Origin of the sequence: Agrobacterium sp. OT33 (genome assembly GCF_017313365.1) — a bacterium.
Classification (GTDB): Bacteria; Pseudomonadota; Alphaproteobacteria; order Rhizobiales; family Rhizobiaceae; genus Agrobacterium; species Agrobacterium rhizogenes_A.
In genome coordinates, this window is sequence record NZ_JAFLMZ010000008.1 from 233722 (window position 1) to 259776 (window position 26055).

The 26055-nt window shown below is 59.9% G+C and carries 27 protein-coding genes; 19 read left to right on the forward strand and 8 right to left on the reverse strand.

Going from position 1 to position 26055, the window contains the following annotated elements; translation table 11 throughout:
- Nucleotides 1–15: 15 nt before the first annotated feature.
- Both JZX88_RS19630 and JZX88_RS19635 read left to right on the forward strand, forming a co-directional pair.
- The gene (locus JZX88_RS19630; protein ID WP_262518323.1) at nucleotides 16–312 is read left to right on the forward strand and encodes an Atu4866 domain-containing protein; all 297 of its coding nucleotides are present in this window, start codon (nucleotides 16–18) and stop codon (nucleotides 310–312) included.
- Between the two features lie 148 nt (nucleotides 313–460).
- Nucleotides 461–859: a hypothetical protein gene (locus JZX88_RS19635; RefSeq protein WP_065117888.1), complete on the forward strand. Its 399-nt coding sequence runs from the start codon at nucleotides 461–463 to the stop codon at nucleotides 857–859.
- A 34-nt stretch (nucleotides 860–893) separates the two neighbouring features.
- On the opposite strand, the gene JZX88_RS19640 is transcribed toward JZX88_RS19635, so the two are convergent.
- A complete protein-coding gene (locus tag JZX88_RS19640; protein ID WP_206914513.1) occupies nucleotides 894–1649 on the reverse strand; it encodes an anti-sigma factor in 756 nt (251 codons plus the stop codon).
- On the reverse strand, nucleotides 1646–2188 hold the full coding sequence (locus JZX88_RS19645) for an RNA polymerase sigma factor (protein WP_065117890.1): 543 nt from the start codon (nucleotides 2186–2188) through the stop codon (nucleotides 1646–1648). Before JZX88_RS19645 ends, JZX88_RS19640 begins: the two co-directional genes overlap by 4 nt.
- Nucleotides 2189–2301: 113 nt before the next feature.
- On the opposite strand from JZX88_RS19645, the gene JZX88_RS19650 reads away from it, so the two are divergent.
- Entirely contained in the window at nucleotides 2302–3711 is a 1410-nt protein-coding gene (locus tag JZX88_RS19650; protein ID WP_246753505.1) for a S8 family serine peptidase, read from the forward strand.
- A gap of 101 nt (nucleotides 3712–3812) precedes the next feature.
- On the opposite strand, the gene JZX88_RS19655 is transcribed toward JZX88_RS19650, so the two are convergent.
- Nucleotides 3813–4082 (reverse strand): hypothetical protein, encoded by a 270-nt coding sequence (locus tag JZX88_RS19655; protein WP_206914514.1) that lies wholly within the window; start codon nucleotides 4080–4082, stop codon nucleotides 3813–3815.
- Between the two features lie 248 nt (nucleotides 4083–4330).
- Here JZX88_RS19655 and JZX88_RS19660 point away from each other — a divergent pair, with 248 nt between their 5' ends.
- On the forward strand, nucleotides 4331–5797 hold the full coding sequence (locus tag JZX88_RS19660; protein WP_206914515.1) for an SLC13 family permease: 1467 nt from the start codon (nucleotides 4331–4333) through the stop codon (nucleotides 5795–5797).
- A gap of 143 nt (nucleotides 5798–5940) precedes the next feature.
- The gene (locus JZX88_RS19665) at nucleotides 5941–7116 is read left to right on the forward strand and encodes a glycerate kinase (RefSeq protein ID WP_206914516.1); all 1176 of its coding nucleotides are present in this window, start codon (nucleotides 5941–5943) and stop codon (nucleotides 7114–7116) included.
- Between the two features lie 449 nt (nucleotides 7117–7565).
- On the opposite strand, the gene JZX88_RS19670 is transcribed toward JZX88_RS19665, so the two are convergent.
- Both JZX88_RS19670 and JZX88_RS19675 read right to left on the reverse strand, forming a co-directional pair.
- Nucleotides 7566–7907, reverse strand: coding sequence for a carboxymuconolactone decarboxylase family protein (locus JZX88_RS19670; protein ID WP_206914553.1), 342 nt, complete (start codon nucleotides 7905–7907; stop codon nucleotides 7566–7568).
- 18 nt (nucleotides 7908–7925) lie between these two features.
- Nucleotides 7926–8693: an SDR family NAD(P)-dependent oxidoreductase gene (locus JZX88_RS19675; RefSeq protein ID WP_174032088.1), complete on the reverse strand. Its 768-nt coding sequence runs from the start codon at nucleotides 8691–8693 to the stop codon at nucleotides 7926–7928.
- A 106-nt stretch (nucleotides 8694–8799) separates the two neighbouring features.
- Here JZX88_RS19675 and JZX88_RS19680 point away from each other — a divergent pair, with 106 nt between their 5' ends.
- The 8 genes from JZX88_RS19680 to JZX88_RS19715 all read left to right on the forward strand — a co-directional run bounded on the left by JZX88_RS19680 (nucleotide 8800) and on the right by JZX88_RS19715 (nucleotide 15736).
- Complete coding sequence (locus JZX88_RS19680; protein ID WP_065117895.1) at nucleotides 8800–9303, forward strand: TetR/AcrR family transcriptional regulator; 504 nt, start codon at nucleotides 8800–8802, stop codon at nucleotides 9301–9303.
- A 31-nt stretch (nucleotides 9304–9334) separates the two neighbouring features.
- Nucleotides 9335–10261, forward strand: a complete 927-nt coding sequence (gcvA, locus tag JZX88_RS19685) for a transcriptional regulator GcvA (RefSeq protein ID WP_206914517.1) — start codon at nucleotides 9335–9337, stop codon at nucleotides 10259–10261.
- Between the two features lie 119 nt (nucleotides 10262–10380).
- The gene (locus JZX88_RS19690; RefSeq protein WP_110758829.1) at nucleotides 10381–10662 is read left to right on the forward strand and encodes a hypothetical protein; all 282 of its coding nucleotides are present in this window, start codon (nucleotides 10381–10383) and stop codon (nucleotides 10660–10662) included.
- A gap of 38 nt (nucleotides 10663–10700) precedes the next feature.
- Nucleotides 10701–11837, forward strand: a complete 1137-nt coding sequence (locus JZX88_RS19695) for an FAD-dependent oxidoreductase (RefSeq protein WP_206914518.1) — start codon at nucleotides 10701–10703, stop codon at nucleotides 11835–11837.
- A 3-nt stretch (nucleotides 11838–11840) separates the two neighbouring features.
- Complete coding sequence (locus tag JZX88_RS19700; RefSeq protein ID WP_206914519.1) at nucleotides 11841–12881, forward strand: alcohol dehydrogenase; 1041 nt, start codon at nucleotides 11841–11843, stop codon at nucleotides 12879–12881.
- A complete protein-coding gene (locus JZX88_RS19705; protein ID WP_206914520.1) occupies nucleotides 12868–13548 on the forward strand; it encodes a cupin domain-containing protein in 681 nt (226 codons plus the stop codon). The genes JZX88_RS19700 and JZX88_RS19705 overlap by 14 nt, the downstream gene beginning before the upstream one ends.
- Nucleotides 13549–13600: 52 nt before the next feature.
- A complete protein-coding gene (locus JZX88_RS19710) occupies nucleotides 13601–14833 on the forward strand; it encodes an MFS transporter (RefSeq protein ID WP_206914521.1) in 1233 nt (410 codons plus the stop codon).
- Nucleotides 14834–14887: 54 nt separating this feature from the next.
- Entirely contained in the window at nucleotides 14888–15736 is an 849-nt protein-coding gene (locus tag JZX88_RS19715; protein WP_206914522.1) for an alpha/beta hydrolase, read from the forward strand.
- A 39-nt stretch (nucleotides 15737–15775) separates the two neighbouring features.
- Here JZX88_RS19715 and JZX88_RS19720 read toward each other — a convergent pair whose 3' ends face one another.
- The gene (locus JZX88_RS19720; RefSeq protein ID WP_206914523.1) at nucleotides 15776–17203 is read right to left on the reverse strand and encodes an ATP-binding protein; all 1428 of its coding nucleotides are present in this window, start codon (nucleotides 17201–17203) and stop codon (nucleotides 15776–15778) included.
- Nucleotides 17200–17919: a response regulator gene (locus tag JZX88_RS19725; RefSeq protein ID WP_206914524.1), complete on the reverse strand. Its 720-nt coding sequence runs from the start codon at nucleotides 17917–17919 to the stop codon at nucleotides 17200–17202. Before JZX88_RS19725 ends, JZX88_RS19720 begins: the two co-directional genes overlap by 4 nt.
- 174 nt (nucleotides 17920–18093) lie before the next feature.
- Here JZX88_RS19725 and JZX88_RS19730 point away from each other — a divergent pair, with 174 nt between their 5' ends.
- Nucleotides 18094–18366 (forward strand): hypothetical protein, encoded by a 273-nt coding sequence (locus tag JZX88_RS19730; protein ID WP_206914525.1) that lies wholly within the window; start codon nucleotides 18094–18096, stop codon nucleotides 18364–18366.
- A 96-nt stretch (nucleotides 18367–18462) separates the two neighbouring features.
- A complete protein-coding gene (locus JZX88_RS19735; RefSeq protein ID WP_206914526.1) occupies nucleotides 18463–19911 on the forward strand; it encodes a multicopper oxidase family protein in 1449 nt (482 codons plus the stop codon).
- Nucleotides 19912–19984: 73 nt separating this feature from the next.
- Here JZX88_RS19735 and JZX88_RS19740 read toward each other — a convergent pair whose 3' ends face one another.
- Nucleotides 19985–20884: a LysR family transcriptional regulator gene (locus JZX88_RS19740; RefSeq protein WP_174032940.1), complete on the reverse strand. Its 900-nt coding sequence runs from the start codon at nucleotides 20882–20884 to the stop codon at nucleotides 19985–19987.
- Nucleotides 20885–20997: 113 nt separating this feature from the next.
- Here JZX88_RS19740 and JZX88_RS19745 point away from each other — a divergent pair, with 113 nt between their 5' ends.
- From JZX88_RS19745 to JZX88_RS19760, 4 genes are all read left to right on the forward strand, one after another.
- A complete protein-coding gene (locus JZX88_RS19745) occupies nucleotides 20998–22236 on the forward strand; it encodes a MalY/PatB family protein (protein ID WP_371741204.1) in 1239 nt (412 codons plus the stop codon).
- A gap of 149 nt (nucleotides 22237–22385) precedes the next feature.
- Nucleotides 22386–23402 (forward strand): amino acid ABC transporter substrate-binding protein, encoded by a 1017-nt coding sequence (locus JZX88_RS19750; RefSeq protein WP_206914527.1) that lies wholly within the window; start codon nucleotides 22386–22388, stop codon nucleotides 23400–23402.
- 105 nt (nucleotides 23403–23507) lie between these two features.
- On the forward strand, nucleotides 23508–24761 hold the full coding sequence (locus JZX88_RS19755) for an amino acid ABC transporter permease (RefSeq protein ID WP_206914528.1): 1254 nt from the start codon (nucleotides 23508–23510) through the stop codon (nucleotides 24759–24761).
- A gap of 1 nt (nucleotide 24762) precedes the next feature.
- Complete coding sequence (locus JZX88_RS19760) at nucleotides 24763–26052, forward strand: amino acid ABC transporter permease (RefSeq protein ID WP_206914529.1); 1290 nt, start codon at nucleotides 24763–24765, stop codon at nucleotides 26050–26052.
- Nucleotides 26053–26055: the final 3 nt, after the last annotated feature.

Sequence of the window (26055 nt, forward strand, 5' to 3'; positions counted from 1 at the left end):
CACATGACGATATCCATGGCCGCCGCCCTGGCCATCCTTACAGGAACAGAAACCCGCGCCGACTCCGCTTCGCCGCAAGCTCATCCCTATGTCGGAATGTGGGTAACGGGTGACGGCCACATCCGTCAGGAGCTTTTGGCCAATGGGCGCTATGATGAAGCCCGCGGCAACCGTAAAAGTGCCTATCAGGGTCGCTACGTTGTGACCGGCAATCACATCAACTACTGGGACGACACCGGCTTTACCGCGGATGGAGAGTTCATAGACGATGTCCTGCACCATGGCGGGATGATCTTCTATCGGGAACGGTGAAGCATAATTGCGACGATGGATCGCGCCTGGCGCGGTCCATCACCAAAGGTTGCGGCATCGCCTCGCATTTTTCGAGCGTCATCCGTGGCGTTTGGGTGGACCATCAACATATTGTCGTACAGTCGGCGCAGTCGCGAGGGAGAGTGACATGAAAACGGACTGGGATGTAATCAGGAATATGATGAATGCAGCACTCAATGCCTGCGAGCGCATTGAGGCATCAGGGTATGTTGAAACCGACCGCGATGCCACGATCGATATCGGCGGCCAGCAGGTTAGCGTTCATGATATGCTCGTGAGCGCATGGACCTATCCCGAGAGCCTTCGTTATCAGATTATACGCGAACGCCACGAAGCAGGGGCTGACCTGCCATATGTACCGGAAACCGCACGGATTCTGCTGGCGATGTCCCAAGCGGCGGCTGAACTGGTGAACGCGGGTAACATCAGGCCTGCCGAAGGCAAAGTTCGCGACATGATCACCTGGTTCGACAGCCACCTCGCTCCAGGTATCGAAACGGCAACGGCTGCTCGCCGAAAATCATGACACGGATCGAAACCGATCCGCCATGAGGCAAAAGTCATTCGGCCTTGCGCGCGAGCAGGCGTTGTTCTTCCGCAGCCGAAAGTGGCCCGCCGGCTTCAATCGATGCCAGATAGGCGTCGATCGTTTCCTGGGAGGACGCCGGAACATAACCGTCGGCCCGGGGGGATGACAGTGCGAGACGCGTTATCCACATGTTGCCCGATCTGCATGCAATGGCCGTCGTGCTGTCTTGCTGCCGTTTCAATTCGTATTCCCGGCAGAGTTCGCCCCGGCCATCGACAAAGCTTGAGACAATGCGGAGCGCTTCGGACTGGCCGAGTGCGGTATCACTGCCGGACGGCTGGCGATCGAGTGCGGCAGATAATGTGTGCTCGAGAGACAGGCCGGGCTCGATACTTCCACGCCCCGCCATGAAGCCGCCGATGCCGGTAATGACAGCAAGTATGGATGCCGCAACAGGCATCAACCAGCGCTGTCCCCGACGAGGTATCTCCGGCTTTTCCCGTTTATGGAAAGCGATGACGTTGTCGTCTTCCGTACGGGAAGCGTCGACTTCGGCCTTTTCGACCATGCGGCGCACCGATGCGGCAAGCGCGTCCGGCACCGGTTCGTCGATCAGCGGTTTCATGGTGGCGGCAAGCGCCGTCCGCGTGTCGAGAAAAACGGCGAGGCGTTCGGCGAGCGCTTCATCGCTTTCGAGCGCCTTTTCCAGACGCAGGCTGGTGGCCTCGTCGAGTTCGCCATCGGCAAATGCCATCAATGTCTCGTCGTCAAAATGTTCCATAATCATGCCACGCCGCCTTTCGTATCGGACGAACGTTTCTCCCCGAGACTTATTCCTGTCAGTTCCGCCAGATGTTTGCGCGCCCGCGCCAGCCGGCTCATGACCGTGCCGATGGGAATGGCGAGAACATCGGCCGTATCGCGGTAACTCAGCTCCTCGATACAGACGAGAACCAGCACTTCGCGCTGTTCTTCCGGCAGTTTCTGCAAGGCCGTTGCCACCTCCATCAGCTCCATGCGGGCATGCGCCGCCGCCTCTCCCGAAGGCACCGATACATCATAGGCCTTCTCGATCTCCTCCTGCGGACCAGCGGTCCGGGCGCGGCGAAGATGATCGATCCAGAGATTGCGCAGGATACGAAACATCCAGGCATCGAAACGGGTATCGGGCACAAAACTGTCGGCAGCAACGATTGCCCGCTCGCAAGCGGCCTGCACGAGATCATCGGCCAATTCGCGTGAATGGCAGAGCGAAATCGCAAATCGACGCAGATTGGGCAGGAACTCGACCAGCCTCTGCGGCACTGTGGGCATTTCATTCGTCATGCGATTTGTTTGGCACGGAACGGAATAATCTGTCGAGACAAACGTCTACCTGAGGTAACATTCCCATACATGTTCGGAATCTTTCGAGCGTATTTTCTACCGGAGATAGTCTTTTGTCGAAGATTGCACCGTTTCGTTTCGGGTTTTGCACCATTATCCTCATCGCCGCCGGTTCAGTGACCGGGCTACCGCTGCTGCAATCGGCGGGCGTGGCCCCTGGTATTGCGGCAGCACTCGCCGACGATGATGACGATGGCGGCAGCGATGACGACGATGGTGGTGGTAGCGGGTATGGCGGCTCTTCCGGCGGAGGAAACCGCGGCAGTGACGACCGGCGTCCGCGCGGCGATCTGCGCTCGCTTTTCGGCTGGCCATTCCAGCGGGCGGAGCGCAGGCCGCCGCCCCGAAGGGCCGTGACCGTTCCGGATCATGCGCCCAGCGAAATCCTGGCACTCGGTCTCGACGAGACATCGATTGCAAATCTGGCGCAGCAAGGGTTTGCCGCCGATGAGCGAATAAACGTTGCGCTAACCGGCAGCGAGTTGGTCAAGCTGACGATACCACGGGGCATGACGCTGGAGACCGCACGACAGGCCGTCATCGCCGCGGCTCCCGCCGCATCCGTGGATTTCAATCATTTCTATCGGCCGGAACAGAAGGAAGCCTCCTCCTGTTCGGGTGATGGCTGCAGGCTCGTCAGGCATATGGTCGGCTGGCCTCTCGATGGCAGTCAGGATCAAACGCCGAGCTGTGCCGCACCATTGCCGATCGGCCTCATCGACACCGCCATAAACGCCGGGCACACATCGCTTGCCGAGGCCACGATCGAGGTCGTGCAACTGGGCGATGATGCAAGATCGCCCTCGGGCGAGCAGCATGGAACCGCGGTTGCCGCCCTTCTGGTCGGGGCTGCGGGCAGCCGCGCGCCCGGCCTCCTCCCGTCCGGCCGCCTTGTGGCGATAGATGCCTTCCAGCGATATCGCAGAACGGCCGATATTGCCGAAACATACGATCTCATCCGGGCAATTGACGTGCTGGCCGAGAGAAAAATCCGGATCGTCAACCTCAGCCTGAGCGGACCGGCGAACGCGCTGCTCGAAAAGGCGGTGCGCGCGACAATCGACAAAGGCACGATCCTGATCGCCGCAGCCGGCAATGAAGGTCCGAACGCCAAGCCGGTCTATCCCGCAGCCTATGCGGATGTCATCGCCGTGACGGCCGTGGACAGAAGCATGAAGCCCTATCGGCGCGCCGTTCGCGGTGAATATGTCGACATTGCCGCGCCTGGCGTCGGCGTGTGGACCGCCGCCTCCATCTCCGGCGGCAGACAGAAGAGTGGCACATCTTTCGCCGCGCCTTTCGTGACGGCCGCGGCCTCGCTGCTGCTGGGCGCAAATCCGGACATGCGGCCGAACGATCTGGCGGATGCGCTGGCACGCTCGGCAAGCGACATGGGTGCACCGGGCAAGGACGCGATTTTCGGCTGGGGCCTGCTGAACGCACGATCCTTGTGCCAAAGCTGAGTTCGCCGGTGTCGTTTATCGTCTGACCTCGTTCATACGCGCCCGCAATGAAAATGCCCGGCACAAGGCCGGGCATGAACATTAGATTTTGATGCGGGATATCAATCGTCGTCGTCGTCATCGTCATCATCGTCATCATCGTCGTCATCGGAGGAACCATCACGGACCCCCCGCCATCCATCATTGTCACCACGATAGCGGCGACTGTAACGACGATCATCGTCGTCATCATTGTCATCATCCACCAGGACGATGTGTGAGCGCACGGTAAGCTGCGGCGGCATCGGCGTGGTATGCGCCGGAGATGCCGCAACTGTGAGGGTTACCGTGGCAAGTAGCGCCGCCGCGCCTGCGGCAAAAATCGAACTCATGACTTTTCTCCTTCCATGTCTGGTGTCGATACCTGCCGATGAACGCGACTGCCGCGGCTTTATTCCGTGGAATGACAATTTCCCCGGACCACCCTGCATTTAAAAACTCACTTTGGCTGGGAATAACCACCGTCATCGAACGTTCATATTCCCACACGGGGAGTTTTGAGCCGCCTGGCGGCCTCCCGATCCGAAACCGCCCTCAGATGACGGCGCAATTCAAAGGAGGCCGAGTGGTGGCGCACCTCATGTCCTTGCCCACGGCAAATCCAAAGAAAGAACTGGCGACAGTCGCCATAACCGAGACAACCGTTTCCATCCGGCGCCTCAGGCAGATCGTCGCAGCGCTGCTGACTGTCTTCGCTGCCGTGCTGATCTTCCTTGCAATCGACGGCCTGACAATGCCGATGCGGGCAACGCTGTTCATCTTCTTCTCGGCCATCACCGCATGGACGGTGCTGGAACTGCCCGAAACGCCGGTTGCCCTGACCGGAGCCACCGCCCTTGCCGTCGTCGGCGCCATACCGGAAGATTTGGTTTACCAGTCGCTGGGCAATGACATCATCTGGCTTCTTCTGTCTGCATTCGTGATTGCCGGCGTATTGAGGAATGTGGGTCTCATCGAGCAGGTGACGGCGCGTCTGATGCCGAAAATGCGCAGCATACGCTCCATGTTCTGGATGCTGACATTTCTGACCTTCGCGACTGCCTTCGTCATTCCCTCCACCTCAGCCCGGGCCGCGATCCTCATGCCGGTCTATCTCGGGCTCTCGAGCGCAATCGGCAACAGCCGGATCTCGCGCGCCCTCGGCCTGCTCTTTCCAACGATTATCCTCCTGTCGGCCGGCGCATCCCTGATCGGGGCCGGAGCGCATCTGATCGCAGCCGGTTTTTTGTTCCGCCTCACCGGAACTCAACCGGATTTCATTGCCTGGCTGATGCTGGCCGGCCCGTTTTCGCTCATCACCTGCCTGTTCGCCTGCGCCATCCTGCTGCATGTGTTTCTCACCAGAGAGGAACGCGACATGGCGCCGGACAGCAAAGCGGGGCTGACACGTACCCTCCCCTTCTCCAGAGAACAGGTCGTCGTCGCGGGGGTGGTCTGCCTTACCGTCCTGATGTTTTCCACCCAATCCATTCACGGTATCGGGATGGCACTGACCGGCATGGTGGCAGCCCTTGTGCTCTGCACACCGAACGTCTCCGGCATGACGTTGAAGGCGGCCTTGAAAACCGTCGAGTGGAACCTGCTTCTTTTCATGGCGGGCACCCTCGTCATCGGCGAAGCGCTGATCGAGACGGGAACGGCGCAGATGCTGGCCGACCGGCTGGTGGCCGTTTTCCGCCAGAGCATGATCACCGCACCGGTCATCATCATCTCGTTTGCCGTGATTGTCGCCGCCATTTCCCATCTGGTGATCACCTCGCGCACAGCACGGGTGACGGTTCTCATTCCCGCCTTTGCGCTGCCCTTGTCCGGCCTTGGCGTGGAACCGGCCGTACTTGTGATGGCGGTGACACTGGCAAGCGGCTTTTGCCAGATGACAATGGTATCGGCAAAACCGGTGGTCCTGTTCGGTGGCCTGGAGCCCGCGGCATTCACGCAAGCCGACCTGCGCAAGCTTGGTTACTTCCTCCTGCCACCCTTCATATTACTACTCATCCTCTCGGCCACGTTTCTTTGGCCGATGCAGGGATTTTTTCAGAAAAACTAACATAAACAGCGATTTACAACAAATAGAAGGCCGCGACATGCGGCCTTCTATTATTTATCCGACTAAATTTTTCAATCGCCGGAATAAGCATCGGGCCAGCACGTTTCCCCAACGTCACATAACTGTCATGAAAGGATCGTCCCATGCCCTTCCGCGTTGTAGTTGCCCCCTCTGGTTTCAAGGAAAGCCTGTCAGCCGAACAGGCCGCCGACTGCATTGAAAAAGGTGTTCTGCGCGCATTCCCCGGCTCTGTTGTGGTCAAGGCGCCCATGGCCGACGGCGGCGAAGGTTTTACCCGGGCATTGATCGGCGCCACCAATGGCACCATCCACCCGGTGACGGTGACCGGCCCGCTTGGGCAACCCGTCCCGGCCTTTGTCGGGTTTCTCGGCGGATGCGCCGAGCCGACGGCGGTCATCGAAATGGCCGCGGCCGCCGGCCTCAGCCTTGTTCCGCGCGATCGCCGCAATCCCTGCCTGACCACCAGCTATGGGGTCGGCGAACTCGTGCGCGCCGCGCTCGACCGTGGCGCAAGACGAATATTGCTCGGCTGCGGCGACAGCGGCATCAATGACGGTGGTGCCGGCATGGCCCAGGCGCTGGGCGTTCGACTGCTCGACGCCGCCGGCCGCGATCTTGATCGCGGCGGCGCGGCATTGACAAGACTGGACCGCATCGATCTCGGCAACCGCGATCCGCGCCTGTCCGGGGTGCGCATTGATGCCGCTGTGAACTGGCACAACCAGCTTCTCGGAGAACGTGGTGTCGCCCGCATTTTTGGCCCGCAGAAAGGCGCGACGCCGGAACAGGTGGAAGAGCTCGCTGCGGCGATGGAAATCTATGCCGCCCGCATCAAGGACGCCACAGATATTGATGTCGGCTCTGCACCAGGTGCCGGCGCATCCGGTGGTCTGGGTGCGGCGGTCCTCGGCCTGCTCTGCGGCAAGCTTCATCCCCGCTACGATATCGTCATGCAATATCTCGATGTCGACGACTATCTGCGCAACGCCGACCTCGTGATCACCGCAGAAGGAAGCCTTGATGGCCAGACCCCCTTCGGCAAGGTTCCTGCCGAAATCGCCCGTCGGGCCAAGGAAGCCGGCGTTCCCGTCGTTGCCCTCGCAGGTACGATCGGCAAGGGAGTGAGGCTCAATTTCGAGTGCGGGATCGATGCTTTCGCCTCGATATTGACCCGACCATGCTCCCTTGAGGATGCAATATCACTGGCACCCAAGCTTCTGGCCCGCGCAGCGGAGGATGCTGTCAGGATGATCATGATCGGTATGAACCTGCGACTGCCGATGGGAAAAGTGGGCTAACACGGGAACCAGGGCTTCCGTAGGCAGCGACCGAAATCACCCGTGGGCAACTGATATCCTGATCCCAAAAAAGGCTGTAGCCGGTCGGGACAGTGTTGCCGACCAGGATTGGATTGTTCGTGCCGTGGACAGGATAAATAGGTGTGCCGGCCATCCCTGTTGCGACTGTCGTCTGTAGGTTCCTCATGATCATCCAGATGTCGGGATCCAGCGAGGTGAGGCAGCATTTCTGGCGACGACAGCATCATGGCCATCGAAGGTGCGAACCTCATGACGGCGTCTGGTTTCGGAGGCACGCCCGCAATCATTTTCAGAAACCGTTGCGGGCATGCCGCAGGCTTCAGTACTTGAAATGGTCCCGGGTCCGAAACAATTGGGAATTCGAGAAATAATCCCAGCTACATGCCCGATCAGCGCGAGCGCATGTCTCGCGCTGATCGGGACTTACATCACTTGCCCGGCAGGTTTTTGATCGCGTCGAAGACGCGAGCCGAATAGGTCAATGCGGCGCCGGCATTGAGGGCAATTGCGACGCCGAGCGCTTCGGCGATTTCCTCCTCGGTCGCGCCAAGCTCAATCGCCTTTTTCGTATGAACCGCAATGCATCCGTCGCAGCGGGTCGTGACCGCAACAGCCAGAGCAATGATCTCGTGCATCTTCGGCTCAAGCTTACCGGTCTTGTTGCCGCTGGCTTCCATGATGTTCAACCCGCGAAGAACATCGGGGCTGAGCTTTGCGAAATCGCCGACGCGGCCGATCAGGGCGTCGCGGTATGAATTCCAGTCCTGCATGTTGCTCATGAAAGCCTCCTACTGGCGGCCGGCGGTGACACCGCCGTCTACGGGGAGGATCGTGCCGGTGATCCATGATGCCTGTTCGGACGCCAGGAAAAGGATCGCTTCGGCCACGTCGCGCGGCTGGCCATTACGACCGAGCGGATGGAAGGCATTAAAGGTTGGCAGAACCTGTTTGACCTGATCGTCCGACAGGAAGGTGTTGTAGACCGGCGTTTCGACAACGGCCGGAGCGACGGCATTGATGCGGATATTATAGGGCGCAAGCTCTATAGCAAGGTTGCGAACCATGGCGTGGACGCCGGCATTGGCTGCGGAATAGGCTGCCGACGGCGTCGCACCGATAGCCTGGATCGCCCATAGGGAACCGGTCTGGACGATCGCTCCACCCTTGTCCTTCATCGCCTTCGCGGCGGCCTGTGCCGTGAAGAACTTGCCCTTCAGGATCGTGTCCAGATACCAGTCATAATCCGTCTCGGTCAGTTCAAGGAACGGTTTCGGATTAAAGACCCCCGCATTGTTCACCAGAATATCGAGCTTGCCGAACGTCGAAACCGCGGTATCAACGAGCGCGGCACCAGTCTCCGGCTTTGCGATGTCACCTGCAGACACGACGACATTCTGCCCGCTCGGATCGATCTCCTTCGCGGCAGCCTCCAGTTTTGCCAGATCGCGGCCATTGATGGCGACCTTTGCGCCCTCCGCCAGGAATCGGGCCGCAGCTTCCTTGCCAATGCCTGAGCCGCCACCGGTGATCGCAATTACCTTGTTTTCAAAACGCATTCTCTGTCTCCTTGTTGTCTATCTAACGTTAGATAGGCAATCTACTTATGGATTGCGTTTCGCGGATGCAAGCCCTATCTAACACTAGATAGAGAGGATTCTGAAAATGACCGACACGACAGCTGCAATTCTGGATGCTGCGGAGAGACGAATTCGAAGCGGCGGCTACAGCGGTTTCAGCTTCAGGGACGTGGCCGCAGATGTCGGCGTGAAAGCCTCTTCCGTCCATTACCATTTTCCGGCGAAGGAGAAGCTCGCCGCGGCTGTGGCCAAACGTTACACGGACCGTTTCATGGCTGCCGTGGACGCCGAGATCGATCGGGGAACGGGCGCCATCGAAGCCTGGAAACGGACCTTTTTCACCGCTTTGCGACGTGACGGGCGCATGTGCCTGTGCGGCACGCTGGCGGCGACCGCACACGACCTGCCGGAAGAGGTGCGGATGGAAGTGAAACGTTTCTTCCTGCTGGGCATCGAAAAACTGGAGGCCGCCGGCCTCGGCAGGGACAAGGCGTTTCATGCGCTTGCGACGCTGGAAGGCGCGATGCTGATCGCAAACGTTCTGGAGAACCCGTCAATATTCGAGAATGGCAGCGCTGCCCTCGTATGAGAGCATGGCCGGCCAGGGAGGAAAGTCCGCCATGCAGAAGAAAGCGCCGGTCTATCTCAATGCACTGCGCGCCTTCGAGGCAAGCGCCCGGCACGGCAGTTTTTCCGCGGCGGCAGAGGAACTCAACGTCACCGCGGCGGCGGTCGGCCAACTTGTGCGCGGACTGGAAGAGTGGCTCGGCATGCCGCTCTTCCATCGCAGCACCTCGGGCAAAACCCGATTGAAGCTGACGGAGCCGGCGGAAAATGCGCTTCCGGATATTCGCGCCGGTCTCGACAGGCTGGGCATCGGGCTGCAGCGCCTGCACGAATCGACGACGAGCGGCATCCTCAATGTCACCGTCAGTCCCGCCTTTGCGGCCAAATGGCTGATGCCTCGGATCGACCATTTTCAGGCTAGATGCCCGGACACGGATATCCGGATCGAGACGAGCCTGAAACTTGCCGATTTCAAGGCACAGGGCCTCGATATCGGCGTGCGCTACGGCGATGGGACATGGCCGGAGCTTATCGCCGAGAAACTGATGGACGAGGATGTCTTTCCCGTCTGCTCGCCCGGTTTTCACACCGCACATCATCTGGTGTCACCGCAGGACCTCCAGAACGCGCCTCTCATTCACGATCTGTCCGTTGACCCTTCGGTGGGTTTCATTGGCTGGCCGGCCTGGCTGGAGGCTGCGGACGTCACCGGGCCACCGCCACAACGGGGTATGAGGATCAACAACTCGGCCGCTGTACTGCAGGCCGCGATAGAGGGACGAGGTATCGCCCTGGCGAGAAGCATTCTCGCCCATGACGATCTCGCCGCCGGCCGGCTCAAAAGGCTTTTTCCCGATGTCCGGGTGGCCTCGAAACTGGCCTATTATGTTGTCTACCGAACAGAATATGCCGCGCTGCCTAAACTGAAAGCCTTCCGCGATTGGCTATTCGATGAAGCGCAGGCACGCTTCCTGTCGTGAGATAGTTTTTCTTTCCCGCGACGAAGAAAGTCTCATTTGTCCAAGAGGCGACTTCCGTTGAAGTTTGCGCATGCAAACTGCTGACGGCCGATGGCCGTGCGTGAACCGAAAGGGAAATCATGGCCTACCTCGAAATTACGCTTCAAATCAAGGAAAGCGACCGCGCCGCTGCGGCGAACATCTATCAGAAATACAAGCAATCGTTCCTGTCCGAGATCGCTGGAGCCACATCCAAGGAGTTGTTGATCCGTCCGGATGACGTTCAGGTCCTGCACGGCTTTGACACGAGCGACCATGCGAAAGCCTATCTCGAAAGCGCAATGTTCAACGACGATGTCGTGACCGGATTGAAGCCCCTGCTTGTGGCGGCACCTGAAATCCGCATCTACGAGGTTGCCTGAGGGCCGGCGGAGTGCTGACTTCAGGTTCCAGCAATCAGATGATCCCTATCGGCACCAGACGCATACTCATTGTCGGCGGTGGACTTTCCGGCCTGGTGACAGCCTACAGGCTGCATCAGGCGGGCCTGCCCGTTTGCCTGATAGAAGCCCGCAGCCGTCTCGGCGGCCGCATCCTGTCGGCGGGCGAGGACAACCGCCCGTCGAATGACGGCCTCGATCTTGGACCGTCCTGGTTTTGGCCGGATATGACGCCGGAGATTTTGCCTCTTGTCGATGAACTCGGGCTGACATTCATTCCGCAACACACCGATGGCTTGATGCTTTTCCAGCGCTTGCAAGGCGGAATGCCGGAGCGCTATCCTTCATTTCGCCATCAACCTTCATCGATGCGGCTGGCGGGCGGCACCGGCGCCATGGTCTCGGCGCTGGCCGCCCGTCTCCCGCAGGATTGCCTGCACCTCGAATCCCGGGTTACCGATATCGCCCGCACACAGGCCGGCCTTGCCGTGACAGTTTCGACGGCATCAGGTGTCGAAACAATCGAAGCCACGCATGTCGTCTTCGCATTGCCGCCGCGTCTCCTTGAGGCCACGGTGGAATTCTCGCCACCGCCCCGGAACGCGACACGCGCCCTGTGGCGAGCCACACCGACCTGGATGGCCCCGCATGCAAAGTTTTTCGCCGTTTACGAGCGGCCGTTCTGGCGCGAAGCCGGCTTCTCAGGTGCTGCGCAAAGCATGGCCGGACCATTGGTTGAAATCCACGATGCGACGACAGCGTCCGGCAAGGCTGCGCTTTTCGGATTTGTCGGCATTCCCGCCCGAAGCCGGATGCAACTCAATGAAAATGCCCTGCTTGCCGCGTCCGTGGCCCAGCTCGGCCAGATATTCGGTGCGGAAGCCCTCCATCCGGTTGCCACGCTTTACAAGGACTGGGCCATCGACACCCTGACCGCGACGGAGCTTGACCTGACGGCCGCAGGACATCCCGCCGGCGGCCAACATGACTGGGTCGATGCGGACTGGAGCGGGTGGATTACCCTCTCCGGCAGTGAAACCGCAGCTAATTCGCCCGGCTATCTGGCGGGAGCCATTGAAGCAGGCGAGCGGGCCGCGGCAGACCTTATTCGCTGCAATTCAGATGTCATTGAACCTGCCTCACCGAAAGGGCAATAGCGCATGAAATCCACCTATAAGGCCGTGCAGATATCCAGCCCCGGAAAATTGGAAATCGTCGAACGGCCGACGCCCTCACCGCCGGCGGGCGAAGTGTTGATCGCCGTGGAAGCCTGCGGCATCTGCGGCGCCGATGCCGGCGACATCGATCGCGCCGACCCGGCACTTCAGCCGCCCCGGGTGCCGGGTCATGAAGTCGTCGGACGGATCGTCGCTCTCGGCGCCGATACGCCGGCGATCTGGAAAATCGGCCAGCGCGTGGGTGTCGGCCGTCTCGGCGGCCATTGCAACGAATGCGACCAATGCCGGCGCGGCCGCTTCAATCTCTGCCGCAACCAGCCCGTATTGGGATCGTCAAGGGATGGCGGCTATGCGGAAATGATGACGGCCAGAGCAACCGGGCTTGTATCGATCCCCGACGATCTTTCGTCGGAGGAAGCGGCCCCCATCCTTTGCGCCGGCATCGCCACCTTCAATGCGCTCAAGAAAAGCGGCGCGGAAGCAGGCGATACGGTGGTCGTCCTCGGCATTGGCGGCCTCGGTCATATGGCGTTGCAATATGCCCGGAAGATGGGATTTCGTGTCGTCGCCATTGGCCGCGGTGCGGATATAGCCGAGGTCGCGCTCAGCCTTGGCGCCCACCGATACATCGATGCAAATGCCGAAAGCGCGGTCGACATCCTCCGCGGGATGGGCGGCGCAAAGGCGATCCTGACAACGATCGGCAATGTTACAGCGGTCGCCGATCTCATGCTCTCGGTGGCTCCCGGCGGGCGCCTTGTCGTGCTCGGTATCGGCAAGGACTCGCTTCCCGTTTCCACGGGCTTCCTCGTCGGCGGCGAGCGCGGAGTGATCGGCTCGATCACCGGCTCTCCCTTCGAAAACGAAAAGACGCTGGATTTCAGCGTCCTGACCGGAATTCGGCCGATGATCGAAACCATGCCGCTGGAGCGCGCCTCCGAGGCGGTGGAACGCATGAGATCCGGCGATGTCCAGTTCCGGATGGTGTTGACCATGGGAGATCGGGCCGATGCTGATCAATGAAGACCTGAGCGTCCCCGTCATCGTCCACGCATCGAGGCTCGACTGGACCTCGAGCCCGGCAGCCGGCGTTGATCGACGGATGTTATATCGCGTCGGAGCGGAGGTGGCGCGAGCAACGTCGATTGTACGTTATGCGCCGGGCAGCGCATTTCCGCGCCATGTCCACGCCGGCGGCGAGGAAATACTGGTTCTCGAAGGCGTCTTTCAGGATGAGCACGGCGATTACCCGGCCGGCACCTATTTCCGCAACCCGCCGGGCACGTCCCATGTGCCGGCATCCATCAACGGCTGCACGATTTTCGTTCGTCTCTGGCAATTTCGTGAAGGCGATGACGTGCAGATCGTCAAACAAGCGGGAGATGGTGTTCAAGGCACCGCGCGCAGCGAAGGCATATCCTCTCGGATACTGTTCGATGACGGTCACGAGCGCGTCTGCATCGAACAATGGCGCCGGAACACACAGGTCCGCGTCGAAAACCCTTCCGGGCTGGAATTTCTCGTCATTTCGGGGAGCATGATCCGGGACGGAGAAATACTGTCCTGCGAATGCTGGGGGCGATTGCCGGCCGGAGCGGATATGGACGTCACCACCGGTGCCGATGGCGTGCGGATATGGCTGAAGCAAGGCCCTCTCCTGCATCCTGACGTGTTGCGCATGCCGGAGTAGGCGCATCGACTGCCGCCACATATGAATAGCTCGATCTGAAGGAATATGACGAATGAACATCGTCAAACCGACACTCTGCGAGGACGCGGGTTCATCGGAATACAAAACCATTGCCTCAGGAAACGTCTGGATATTGACGGCGGCGCAATCCCTTGGCGGGGCCAACTCTCCCATCGTCATTTCACTGGGAGGGCTGGTCGGTCAGCAACTGGCCTCAAACCCGGCTGCCGCCACCCTGCCGGTCAGTCTGCTCAATCTCGGGCTTGCTGTCGGAACGCTTCCGGCGGCAGCCATGATGCTCCGCTTCGGCCGCAGGGCGGGTTATCTCCTTGGAGCAATCCTTGGCATCGCAGCCGGTCTGGTGGCGACGGCCGGTATCATCCAGTCCAGTTTTGCGCTCTTTTGCATCGGCACCTTCCTGGCCGGCTTTTATAGTTCCTACGTGCAGAGCTACCGCTTCGCGGCTACGGACGGCCTCACGGGTGCCGATCGCGACAGGGCGATCTCCCGTGTGATGATCGGCGGCCTGATCGCGGCCGTGATCGGACCGCAACTGGTGATCTGGACGCGCGAGGCCTTTCCGGGTCATTCTTTCGCGGGCAGTTTTCTCAGTCAGGCGGTGCTGGCCGGCCTTGCCATACCAGTCCTGCTATACCTCCGCCGCCCGCCCCTTTCGGGATTGATACGAGCCGATACGACAGGCGTCCGCCCGCTCTCCGCTATCCTGCTTTCGCCGCGCTATATGCTGGCCGTGGCCACAGGTGTCGTGTCTTACGGGCTCATGACCTTTGTCATGACCGCCGCCCCGATGGCGATGGTGGGCCATGGTCATTCCGTCGATTCCGCTGCCCTCGGCATCCAATGGCATGTCCTGGCAATGTTCGGGCCCAGTTTCTTCACCGGTCGTCTGATGGCCCGTTTCGGCAAGGAGCGGGTTGCGGCCGTCGGCCTTCTATTGATCGGCATATCCGCCCTGATCGCGCTCGGCGGTCTCGACATCGCGCATTTCTGGGGTTCGCTGATCCTGCTGGGTATCGGCTGGAATTTCGGCTTCATCGGCGCCACGGCCATGGTCGCGGATTGCCATACGCCGGCGGAGCGCGGTAAGGCACAGGGCGCAAACGATTTTCTGGTCTTCGGAACGGTTGCCTGCGCTTCGTTCTTCGCCGGCTCGCTTCTCTATAATTCGGGATGGGGCAGCATCAACAGGCTCGTCCTGCCCGCCGTTGCGATCATTCTTGTACCTTTGGTCTGGCAGGCCGCCCGATTGAAGAAGAGCCGATAAACAGAGCGACGAGAGATGACATCCATATCGATCTGGAGATTGGCGTTGGTTTTCATGGCGACATTCGTCACGACAGCAGCACCCGCATTCTTCTCGCCATCCGAAGCGAAGTCGCTCTGTTCGAAAAGTGAAGCCCTGACCGTGCAACTACCGGATCCCGCGTCGGGCCGCCGCTACGAAATCTATATCAGTCTGCCCGCAGACTATTCGGAGCGTCCAGAAAGAAACTATCCCCTCTTAGTCATCGCCGATGGCGGCCGCGCCTTTCCAAAGTTGAGCTGCGACGCCCGCCTGCTTGCAGAAAACAGTCAAGTCGAGGAGGCCGTTGTCGTCGGCCTTTCCTATGCGCTCGGCGAGGCGCTTGAGGACAGCCGCCGTCGCGACTACACGCCTGTAACGCTCCCGGGAAGCGGCAGGATTTATGGCGGCGCGGCCGCCTATCAAAACTACCTGCGCGACGTCGTCCTGCATTATGTCGAGGATCGCTACCGGCTCGCATCCGGTCGCCGCATTTTCTGGGGACATTCCTATGGAGGGTTGCTCGGTGCCCATATCCTTCTGACCGAACCTTCGCTTTTCCAGACCTACATCCTCGGCAGCCCATCCTTTTGGTTCGCCGACGAAGCAATCTACAGGCTCGAAGACGACTACGCCAAAAGGCGCCACCAACTGAACGCGCATGTACTCTTCTATGTCGGGGGTCTTGAGACGTCTCGCCACGATCCTGCGCGGAAGGGAAAGACGAACGACATGGTCGCCGGCATGCAGAAGTTCCAGTCCCGTCTCCGCTCACGCGGTTACGGCGGATTGAATATGTCCTCGAAGGTCATAGAGGGCACGGACCATATCAGCGCCGTAAGGCCGGGTTTCATGTGGGGACTCCGGACGGCACTCGGCAACTGAACGTCCCGGTTGCGAAAACGAGCGTCCGGGTTCAACTGGCTAACTTGCTTCGGTTCGCGGAAAACAGATCAACGCCCGAAGCCCCCCTTCCGCCCGGTTTGACAGTGTGAGCTGCCCTCCATGGGCGCGAATGATGGACAGGGCGATCGCAAGCCCCAACCCCATCCCGCCTGTTTCCCGGCTGCGTGAGCTTTCCAGCCTGTAAAGCGGCTCGAAAACATGCGTGAGTTCCTCTTCGGGAATACCGGGGCCTGCGTCGTCGATCGTGATTTCAATCGTCTGCGGCGTCTCATGGATTGCAAGCTCGGCGCGGCCGCCATATTTCACGGCATTGTCGATCAGATTGGTCAATGCGCGTTTCAGCGTTGCCGGGTCGCAGGCGTAAATGATCGGCTGAGCGGCATCCATACACACCACCGGCAGGCCGGCATCGGAAAGATCATCCGCCATGCTCTCGAGCAGGGCCGCAAGGTCCGTCGGACGACGGACCGGCTGTTGTGTCGCGCCGCTTGCGAATTCCAGTGTCGTTGTGACCATTTTATTGAGGTCGGCTATGGTCGAGAGCATTTTCTCGCGCTCGGCCGCATCTTCGACATTCTCGACCCTGAGCCGCAATAGCGTCAGCGGCGTACGGAAATCGTGAGAGATGGCGGCCAGCATCCTGGTGCGATCATTGATCATGCCACGCAAGCGCGCCTGCATGGCATTGAAGGCGCGTGCGGCCTGCCGGGTCTCGACCGTTCCGACCTCCGGCATCGGCGGCGCGTTCAGGTCTTCCCCCAGCCTCAGGGCCGCCTTTGAAAGCGCTGTCAGCGGCGCCGAGACCCGGCGGACGACCCAGATCGACACCAGCACCGTGATCGCCGCCATGATACCCATCGACACAAGGAAGCGCAGGGAAAAGGCCGTGCCGCTTTCCGGCAGGACCGTTTTAAAGGTCAGCCACTGTCCTTGCTCAACCGGAATGGCAACCTGCAATTCGCGAAATCCCGCGAACGGACCCAAACTACCGAAGCCGGACATCATCGGGCTCTCGCCCATGCCGTGCTGCGACATCATTCGCTCCGCCATGTCCACCATCATGCCACGCGGCCGGGAGGCAGAGACCAACGGCTCGGAGGCACCGCTGAGAGCAAGCTGCTCGACAAGCAGCTGTTTCAGTGCCTCTGCCGCCGGCGTGTCGTTGTCGGTTAAGGCTGGCCGGGGCGGCTCCGCCGAAAGCGCGACTTGAAATGTCTCATCGCTGGAATCCTTCGCGATACGGACCCGCCATTCGGTGGGCGCATCACGCACGAGCCGCGTCAGATTGGTGATCCGTTGCGCTATCGCCAAACCGCCGACCGCGCGCACGATCTGCCCGCGGTCGGCGCTGTATATCCATGTGCCGATCAGATGAGAGGCCAGAAGACCGGCCAGGAGCACGAGCAGGGTCTGGCCGAACAGGCTCTGTGGAAGCAGGCGCCTCATTCGGACGTTACCTCTGGCGCAAACACATAACCGCCGCCCCAGACGGTCTTGATAATTTTCGGCGTGGTGGGATCGACCTCGAGTTTTTTACGCAGCCGGCTCACCTGCGTGTCGATGCTGCGGTCGAACGAGCCGGCGGCCCGTCCTCGGGCCAGATCCAGCAGTTGATCGCGGCTCAGCACCCGTCCCGGCCTTTCTATCAAAACAAGCAGAAGATCGAACTCGCCGGTGCTGAGCGGCACCGTAATCCCGTCGTCACGCTGGAGTTCTCTTGCACCGGTGTCGAGGCGCCAGCGGTCGAAACAATATTGCCTGGCGCGCCGGGTCGGATCTGCCACCCCGTCATTCTCGCTCCGGCGCAGCACCGCCCTTATCCGGGCGACCAATTCACGGCTGCCGAAAGGCTTCGAGACATAGTCGTCAGCGCCGAGTTCAAGGCCGACAACACGGTCTATCTCGTCTCCCTTGGCCGTCAGCATGATGATCGGGACCGTCGATTGCGCGCGCAACCCGCGACAGAGCGAGAGGCCATCCTCCCCCGGCAACATCAGGTCGAGAATGATGAGGTCAATGTGAGCATCCGCCATCACCTTTCGCATCGCCCGCCCGTCGGCGGCGACACTGGTGCGAAAACCCTCCTTGACGAGCGCACGCGAGACCAGTTCGCGGATTTCGCGGTGATCGTCGACGATGAGTATATGAGGACTGTTTTGCATGACTTTCCACTTATCCCAATCGTGAAGAGACTGCCGGGAAAAGATGAAACAAGTTTTGCCTGAAAGCCTCTCTGTAACAACTTGTCACAAAAACGCAGCGTCCTGAAAAACTTGGGTGACGTTTACCGCGCCAGATGGTGGCCACTAAACGGCTAAAATCATCTGGAGAAAACCATGAACCGCAGAACGACACTCGCCACGATTTCCATCCTCTCGCTGCTCACCGGCGTGACAACAATGATCCTGTATCACGGTTTCGGCCCGGTTCCGCCCTTCCCGACACCGGCGAGCTTTAACGGAATGTCACCCATGACCGAAATGAGGAATGGAATGGGCTGGATGATGCTGTTCGGACCGCTCGCCATGCTCCTCACCTTCGGCGGCTTTGTCACCCTGACCGTTTTGTTGATCACCGCGCTTACCCGGTCCCCGGCAAAGCCCGACTGACAGTCGCTGGCTACCCGTTTCGTAGCCTTGGTCCTCCTCCACCGCCGGACCTGAACTCATTGACGGTCCGTTTCAATGAAAATTGCGAGATTGAACATGACACATCCTATCTCACGCCGCGGCTTTCTTGCGGCTTCCGCAGCGGCATCGGCAGCATTCCTCTTGCCCGCCCGCGTCTGGGCCGCCCCCAGTGCAACCACACTCACTGCCACGACACGCACGATCGAGGTGGCAGGACGCGCCGCCACCGTCATGGGACTTGTCAATGCGAAAGGGGAACCCGGACTTACCCTTGATCCCGGACAACGCTTCCGCGTGGATCTGACCAATGGGCTCGACGGAGACACAATCATCCACTGGCACGGCCAGATTCCGCCCAATGCCCAGGACGGCGTGCCCAACACCAGCCCGATGCTGCGCCCGGGCGAAACGCGTTCTTACGATTATGCCGCGAGACCAGGCACCTTCTGGATGCATAGCCACATTCCGGCACAGGAGGTCGGCCTTCTCGCCGCACCGCTGATCGTGCGTTCTGAAGCCGATCTTGCCGCTGACCGGCAGGAGGTGGTGCTGTTTCTGCACGACTTCTCCTTCAAGCCGCCTGAGGCCGTGCTCCGCGAAGTGGCAGGCGGAACGGGCATGGATCACGCCGCGATGGGCCATGGCGGTGCAGCGGACCCGAAAGCGATGCCGGAAATGTCGGGTATGACGGACATGGCATCCATGAAGATGGATCTGAACGATTTCGAGTTTGACGCCTATCTGGCGAATGATCGCACGCTCGATGACCCGGACGTGGTGCGCGTCGAACGGGGCGGACGGATTCTCCTGCGGGCGGTGAATGCCTCGTCGATGACGGCCTTCTGGATAGATATCGGGGCCGTGCGTGGGCGGCTCGTGGCCACCGATGGCGAAGCCTGTGTTCCGCACGAGGCAACCCGTTTCGGCTTTGCGCCTGGCCAGCGGCTGGACATTGAGATCGACATGCCGGCCGACGGATCGGCGTTGCCCGTGCTCTGCCTTCGCGAAGGCGCGCCGCAGCGGACAGGCATCATCCTCGCGCCCGCGCGCGCGTCCATTGCCCGGATAGCCGGCACGGCAGACGCGCAACATCCCGCCTTCTCTCGCAATCTCGACCAGGAGACGGCATTGCGGGCCATGACGCCGTTGATGCAGCGCGAGGTTATCCGACGCCATAATGTCATGCTGGATGGTTCGATGATGCCCTATCGGTGGACAATCAACGGCCGAGGCTGGGGCGATCACGCCCCTATCCCCGCCCGCAGCGGCGAGCGGGTGGAAATAACCTTCCACAACATGTCGATGATGGCCCATCCCATGCACCTGCACGGCCATGTCTTTCAGGTCGTCGGTGTCGGCACACGGCGTATCGCAGGCGCGTTGCGCGATACTGTCCATGTTCCGCCGATGAACAGGGTAACCATCGCATTCGATGCGGGCGAAGCCGCTCCGTGGATGCTCCATTGCCACCACATGGGGCATCTGGAAACCGGCATGATGACGGAACTGCAAGTTCAGGCTTAGTGTGCCGAGGCAAAGGGGCGCCGGCTCACATCCCGGCGCTAGCCCGGCCGCTCGTCGTGATTGACATTCAGCATCATGGCAAAGGTGAGCGCCCCATCTCCCGTGCGAGTTCGAGGAAACCTTCGATATAGGACGTCGTCTCCTCGCCACGGCGCACACCGAGATTGATGCTCTTGCGGATACCCGCTTCGCCAAGGCTGAGCGCCCGGATCGGCAATCCCGCCGCGTCTTCCTGCAAGAGCCAATCCGGCAGCACGGTCACTCCCCTGCCTGCGCAAACGAGTTGCAGCATCAAATCGATGGTTTCGGCGGTACGGTGCCGGCGGGGCCGACAATGGGCAGGAACCAGAAACTGGGTATATATGTCCAGTCGTTCCAGGGTTACCGGCACGGTGATCAGCTCCTGATCGATCAGATCCTGGGGCCGCGCAAAGGTCTGCGCGGCAAGCGGATGTGTCTCATGCACCATCAGGACGAGTTCGTAGTCGAAAACGGGTGTGAATAGCAGGTCCGGCGTCTCTACCGGATCCGGGGTAATGAGCAGATCGACTTCGAAGCCGAGAAGCGCTTCGACGCCATCAAAGCGAAAAGCCGTGCGAACATCGAAATCGACATCGGGCCAGCGTGTGAGATAGGGAGTGGCGATACGCGACAACCAGCGCTGACATGGATGACATTCCATACCAACGCGCAACGCTCCTCTTCGCCCCAACGCAAAGTCTGTCAGGACCCGTTCCGCATGCTCCATCTGCGGCAATATCCGTTCGGCGACGCTCAACAGATATTCTCCAGCTTGGGTCAATCGCAATCCGCGGCCTGTCTTTGTCCAGACCTTGATGCCTTGGCGTTCCTCGAACTTGGCGACCGTATGGCTGAGCGCCGACTGCGTGACGTTCAGCCTCTCGGCAGCCGCGGTGACACTGCCACGGCGGCTGACTTCCCGCAAAATCGCTAAATGCTGCCGGTCGAGCATTATGAACTATCCTCATTGCTAAATGAAATAATACCATTTCCGCTCATAATGTATTGAGGCTAACCTTTTCGTCAACAGGTGGACCCAGCCTTAATGGACGAAAGGACATAGCAGTGACAAAACCGGCGACTGCGGCCCAGCACGCGATGAGCAATGGATTTTCTCCGTCGATCTTCGACGAGGTCATTGATCGCAGGAACAGCAACTCGATGAAATGGGCCTATGCGGGCAAGCTGCTGACACCGGACGAAGCTGCGGCCGATCCCCTGCCGATGTGGGTCGCCGATACCGATTTCAAAGCACCTCAAGCCGTCATTGACGCACTCCATGAAGCTGTCGAACACGGGGTGTTCGGTTATCCCGGCGGCGCTACGTCATCCTATGTGGACGCCGTGGTCAGTTGGCAGCAGCGACGTTTCGGCTGGGATGTGCCGAGGGAATGGGTGCTCCAGACCTCCGGCATCATCACCACGCTGAAGACGGCCGTGCAGGCTTTTTCGGCCCCGGGTGACACCGTTCTGATCCAACCGCCAGTCTACGCGCATTTCCATAACGACGTTCTGTTGAACGGCCGTCATCTGGCATTTGCGCCGCTCGACTTCACCGGCGACGGCTACCGGTTCAATGAAAAGAGCTTCGAGGCGGCGATCCGCGGCAACACGAAAATTTTCATCCTGAGTCACCCCCATAATCCCACCGGAAATGTCTGGTCGGAAGACGAATTGCGCGCAATGGGCGAAATCTGCGCCCGCCATGGCGTGCTGGTCATTTCCGACGAAATCCATGAGGACCTCATCCTCAATCCGGACAGGAAACACATTCCTTTCGCCTCGCTCGGCGAGAAATTCGCGCAGAATAGCATCACCTGCACCGCCCCAAGCAAGACGTTCAATCTGCCCGGCCTGCAAAGCGCCAATGTCTTTGTCCCGAACAGAAGGCTGCGGGAAGAATTGCGCCGTCAGTATGAGCGCAACGTCTTCGAACTGGTGAACATCATGGGAATGGTCGCAGCAGAAGCGGCTTATGCCCACGGCGAACCGTGGCTTGAGGAGATGCTGACCTATCTGCGCGCAAATCACGCACATTTCGCCACATCGATCAACGCAGCGGACCCGCGCCTGAAAGTCCTCCCAACCGACTCCCTTTATCTGGCGTGGATGGATTGCCGCGGTCTTGGGCTGGATGCCGAAGCGCTCAATAAATTCATGCTGACCAGGGCGCGGGTCTGGCTCGATAAGGGCCAGAAATTCGGGATTGAAGGCCATGGCTTCATGCGCGTCAATCTCGGCTGCCCACGCTCCACGGTCGATGAAGCGATCGAGCGCATAACCGCCGCCGTCGCCGGGCTGTGAGGGCGGAGCCTATATCATAGCCTATCGAACACCGTCTCGCCGAACGCGGGATCAAACAGGACCGAATGAAACAGGGAAACGCAACCGACCGGGCCGCGGAGAAATCGGTAAAAGCCACCCGCCGCCGGATCACAACTGGGAGAATAGCAATGAAAATGACGACTGCTCTTGCCACGCTTGCGGCGGCGACACTGACGGCCGGTATCGTTTCAGCCGGCACCATGGCCGATGTTCAGGCGCGTGGCAAACTGAATTGCGGCGTGACCACCGGCCAGCCCGGTTTCTCCGCGCCAGATGCCTCCGGCACCTGGCAGGGCCTGGACATCTCCTATTGTCGCGCCGTTGCGGCGGCCGTCCTCAAAGACCCCAAGGCGGTAAATTTCGTTCCGACGACGGCGCAGACCCGGTTTTCAGCCTTGGCTTCGGGTGAAATCGACATTCTGTCCCGCACGACGACCTGGACCTTTTCACGCGATGTCGATCTGAAATTCACATTCGCGGGCGTGTCGTTTTATGACGGACAGACATTCATGGTTCCCCGGTCTCTGGGGATAAGTTCCGCAAAGGATCTCAACGGCGCAACTGTCTGCATCACCAGCGGAACGACGACAGAACTCAATCTCGCCGAATACTTTAAAAAGAACAACCTCACCTATGAGCCGGTCCCCGTCGAAAACGGCGCTGAAAACCAGCAGAAATATCTGGCCGGCGCATGTGACGTCATGACGAGTGACGGTTCCGATCTGGCCTCGATCCGCTCCAGTTTCGCAAACCCCGATGACCACGTCATCCTCGCCGATATCATGTCAAAGGAACCGCTCGGGCCGCTGGTCCGCCAGGGAGACGATCAATGGGCCGACATGACACGCTGGACGCTGAACGCCCTCATCTCCGCTGAGGAGCTTGGCATCACCGCTGAGAATGTGAAACAACTCGCGGCCGGTTCCGACAACCCGGAAATCAAGCGCCTTCTGGGGAAAGAAGGCGATTTCGGCAAACAGCTTGGTCTTGATGCCGCTTGGGCTGAACGCGCGATCGCGGCCGGGGGAAACTATGGCGAACTCTTCGCCAAAAACCTCGGCGAACGCACATCGATCAAATTGCCCCGTGGGCAGAATGCATTGTGGGAACAGGGCGGCCTGATGTACGCGCTGCCGTTTCGTTGATGTCTTCGCGGTGCGGGCAAGCCCGCACCGCATCGCATTTTACGAACAGAACCTCGCGCGACCAGCGCGAACCAAGGTAACCTCCACGCTACATGGTGAGAACTCATGGCTACGAGAAACGCCGCTCGAAACGGGCCGTTTCGCCTCGGCATGCTCCTTCGCGACACCCGTTATCGCAATGGAACGATCCAGGTCATAACCTTCGCCCTTCTGGCAATCAGTCTTTTCTGGCTTGTCGACAACACGGTGCGGAACCTCGCCGCGCTCGGCAAGGATTTCTCCTTTGAATTCCTGTGGCGCACCGCCGGCTATGACATATCGCAACGGCCGATCGACTACTCAAGCGCGAGTAATCATGCCAGCGCCGCATTGGTCGGATTGCTCAATACCCTGATCGTTGCCGTTATGGCATGCATCACCGCAACTGTGGTGGGCATATTCGCAGGCGTCCTGCGGCTTTCCAACAACTGGATCGTTGGGCGCCTGATGACGCTCTACGTGGAGAGCTTCCGCAATGTGCCGGCACTTCTGTGGATTATCGTCATCGCCGCCATCATGTCCGAGGCAATGCCTGCACCCACCGATTTCCGCGGCGATAACGCTCGCGCCTCTATGTTTTTATGGAACAGCGTCGCGGTAACGAACCGGGGAATCTACGTCCCTTTGCCAGGCTTTTCGAGCAGTCTCGGAGAATTCGACCTCCCCTTTGGGGCCATCAGTCTCGATCTGCTGGCAATGATTGCCGTGCTTGCCGGCTCGTTCGCCATGCACCGCCGCCTCCTCGACAATGCGCAACGGCAGCAAAGCCGCACCGGCAAGCGTCCCCATATCTGGTGGAAAAGCATCGCCGTTTTCGCAATACCTGTTCTGGCATTGCTGTGCGCGCTCGGCTTCCACCTGCAATGTCCTGAATTGAAGGGACTAAATTTCACCGGTGGCTTGCAGCTTCGAAATTCCCTGATCGCGCTTTGGATCGGGCTCAGCATCTATACCGGGGCGTTTATCGCCGAGATCGTCCGCTCGGGTATTCTTGCGGTTTCGCGGGGACAAACGGAAGCGGCCCATGCGCTCGGCCTGCGGCCGGGACAAACGATGCGTCTGGTGGTCCTTCCGCAGGCCCTGCGCATCATCGTTCCGCCGCTCATCTCACAATATCTGAATATCACCAAGAACACATCGCTTGGCCTTGCCGTGGGTTATATGGATCTGCGCTCAACGCTTGGCGGCATCACCATCAACCAGACGGGCCGTGAACTCGAGGGAATGCTGCTGATGATGCTGATCTATGTCTCCATCAGCCTGATCATCTCCGCCATCATGAATGTCTACAATAATCGTATCATGCTGAAGGAGCGCTGAGATGAACGTCCATAGTGTCTCCTGGGTCCGAGAAAACATGTTGCCCCCCTATGAGCGGCCGGCAGGCCAGACCGGTATCGTCCAATGGATGAAGAAGAACCTGTTTAACGGCTGGACGAGCACACTTCTGAGCATCGCCTCGGTGGCGGCGGTTCTCTGGCTCGTATCGGCTATCGCCCCATGGCTCGGCAATTCCATCTGGAAAGCCAATTCCCTTGCCGAGTGCCGGCAGATTCTCGACGGGGCATCCGGCGCCTGCTGGGGTGTCATTCGGGATCGATGGACGCAGCTTTTTTTCGGTTTTTATCCGCCGCAATCCTATTGGCGGCCGGTCGCGGCCTTCGTGCTCCTCCTGCCTGCATTGGCACCTGCCCTTTTTGCAGCCCTGCCCCGAAAGATGCTCTGGTTCAGCGCCGTTTATCCGGGATTGGTCTACTGGCTGATCTGGGGTGGCTCGTTCTGGTTTCCCGTCACGCTTTATCTTGCCTTCGCCGCTGGCGCGGTCACCATCGCCCTGCTGACGCGGAAAAACGCGGCGGTGGCAACCGCAACGGCAATCTTCACGACCGTGCTCTGGTGGGTCTATCTCGCCGGCCCACTCGCGACATTCCTCGAAAAAGCAGCCCCGGTCTCACTTGAAAGCGTGGCATCGAGACAAATCGGCGGGTTTCTGCTGTCGATGATTATCGGTGTCACCGGTATCGCGATGTCGCTGCCGCTCGGCATCCTGCTCGCACTCGGCAGGCGTTCCGGCATGCCCCTCATTCGGGCTTTGAGTGTCGTTTTCATCGAATTCATCCGCGGCGTTCCACTGATCACGCTGCTATTCACGGCCTCGCTCCTTCTCAATTATTTCCTGCCGCCGGGCACAAATTTCGACCTCATCCTGCGTGTCGTGATCATGGTGACCCTCTTTGCCAGCGCCTATATGGCCGAGGTCGTTCGCGGTGGGCTGGCGGCGCTGCCGCGCGGTCAGTACGAGGCCGCCGAAGCGCTGGGACTGGACTATTGGAAAGCGCAACGCCTGGTCATTCTCCCGCAAGCGCTGAAAATCTCGATACCCGGCATCGTCAACTCGTTCATAGGGCTCTTCAAGGACACGACGCTCGTCATGTTCATCGGCCTTCTCGACCCCATCGCCCTCGCCGCCGCCATTCGCGCCAACACCAGTTGGCAAGGCATATATTGGGAACTCTACATCTTCATCGGTGCCGTGTTCTTTGTCTTCTGTTTCAGCATGTCGCGCTACTCGATGTATCTCGAGCGCCGGCTGAAAACGGATCATCATTAGGAG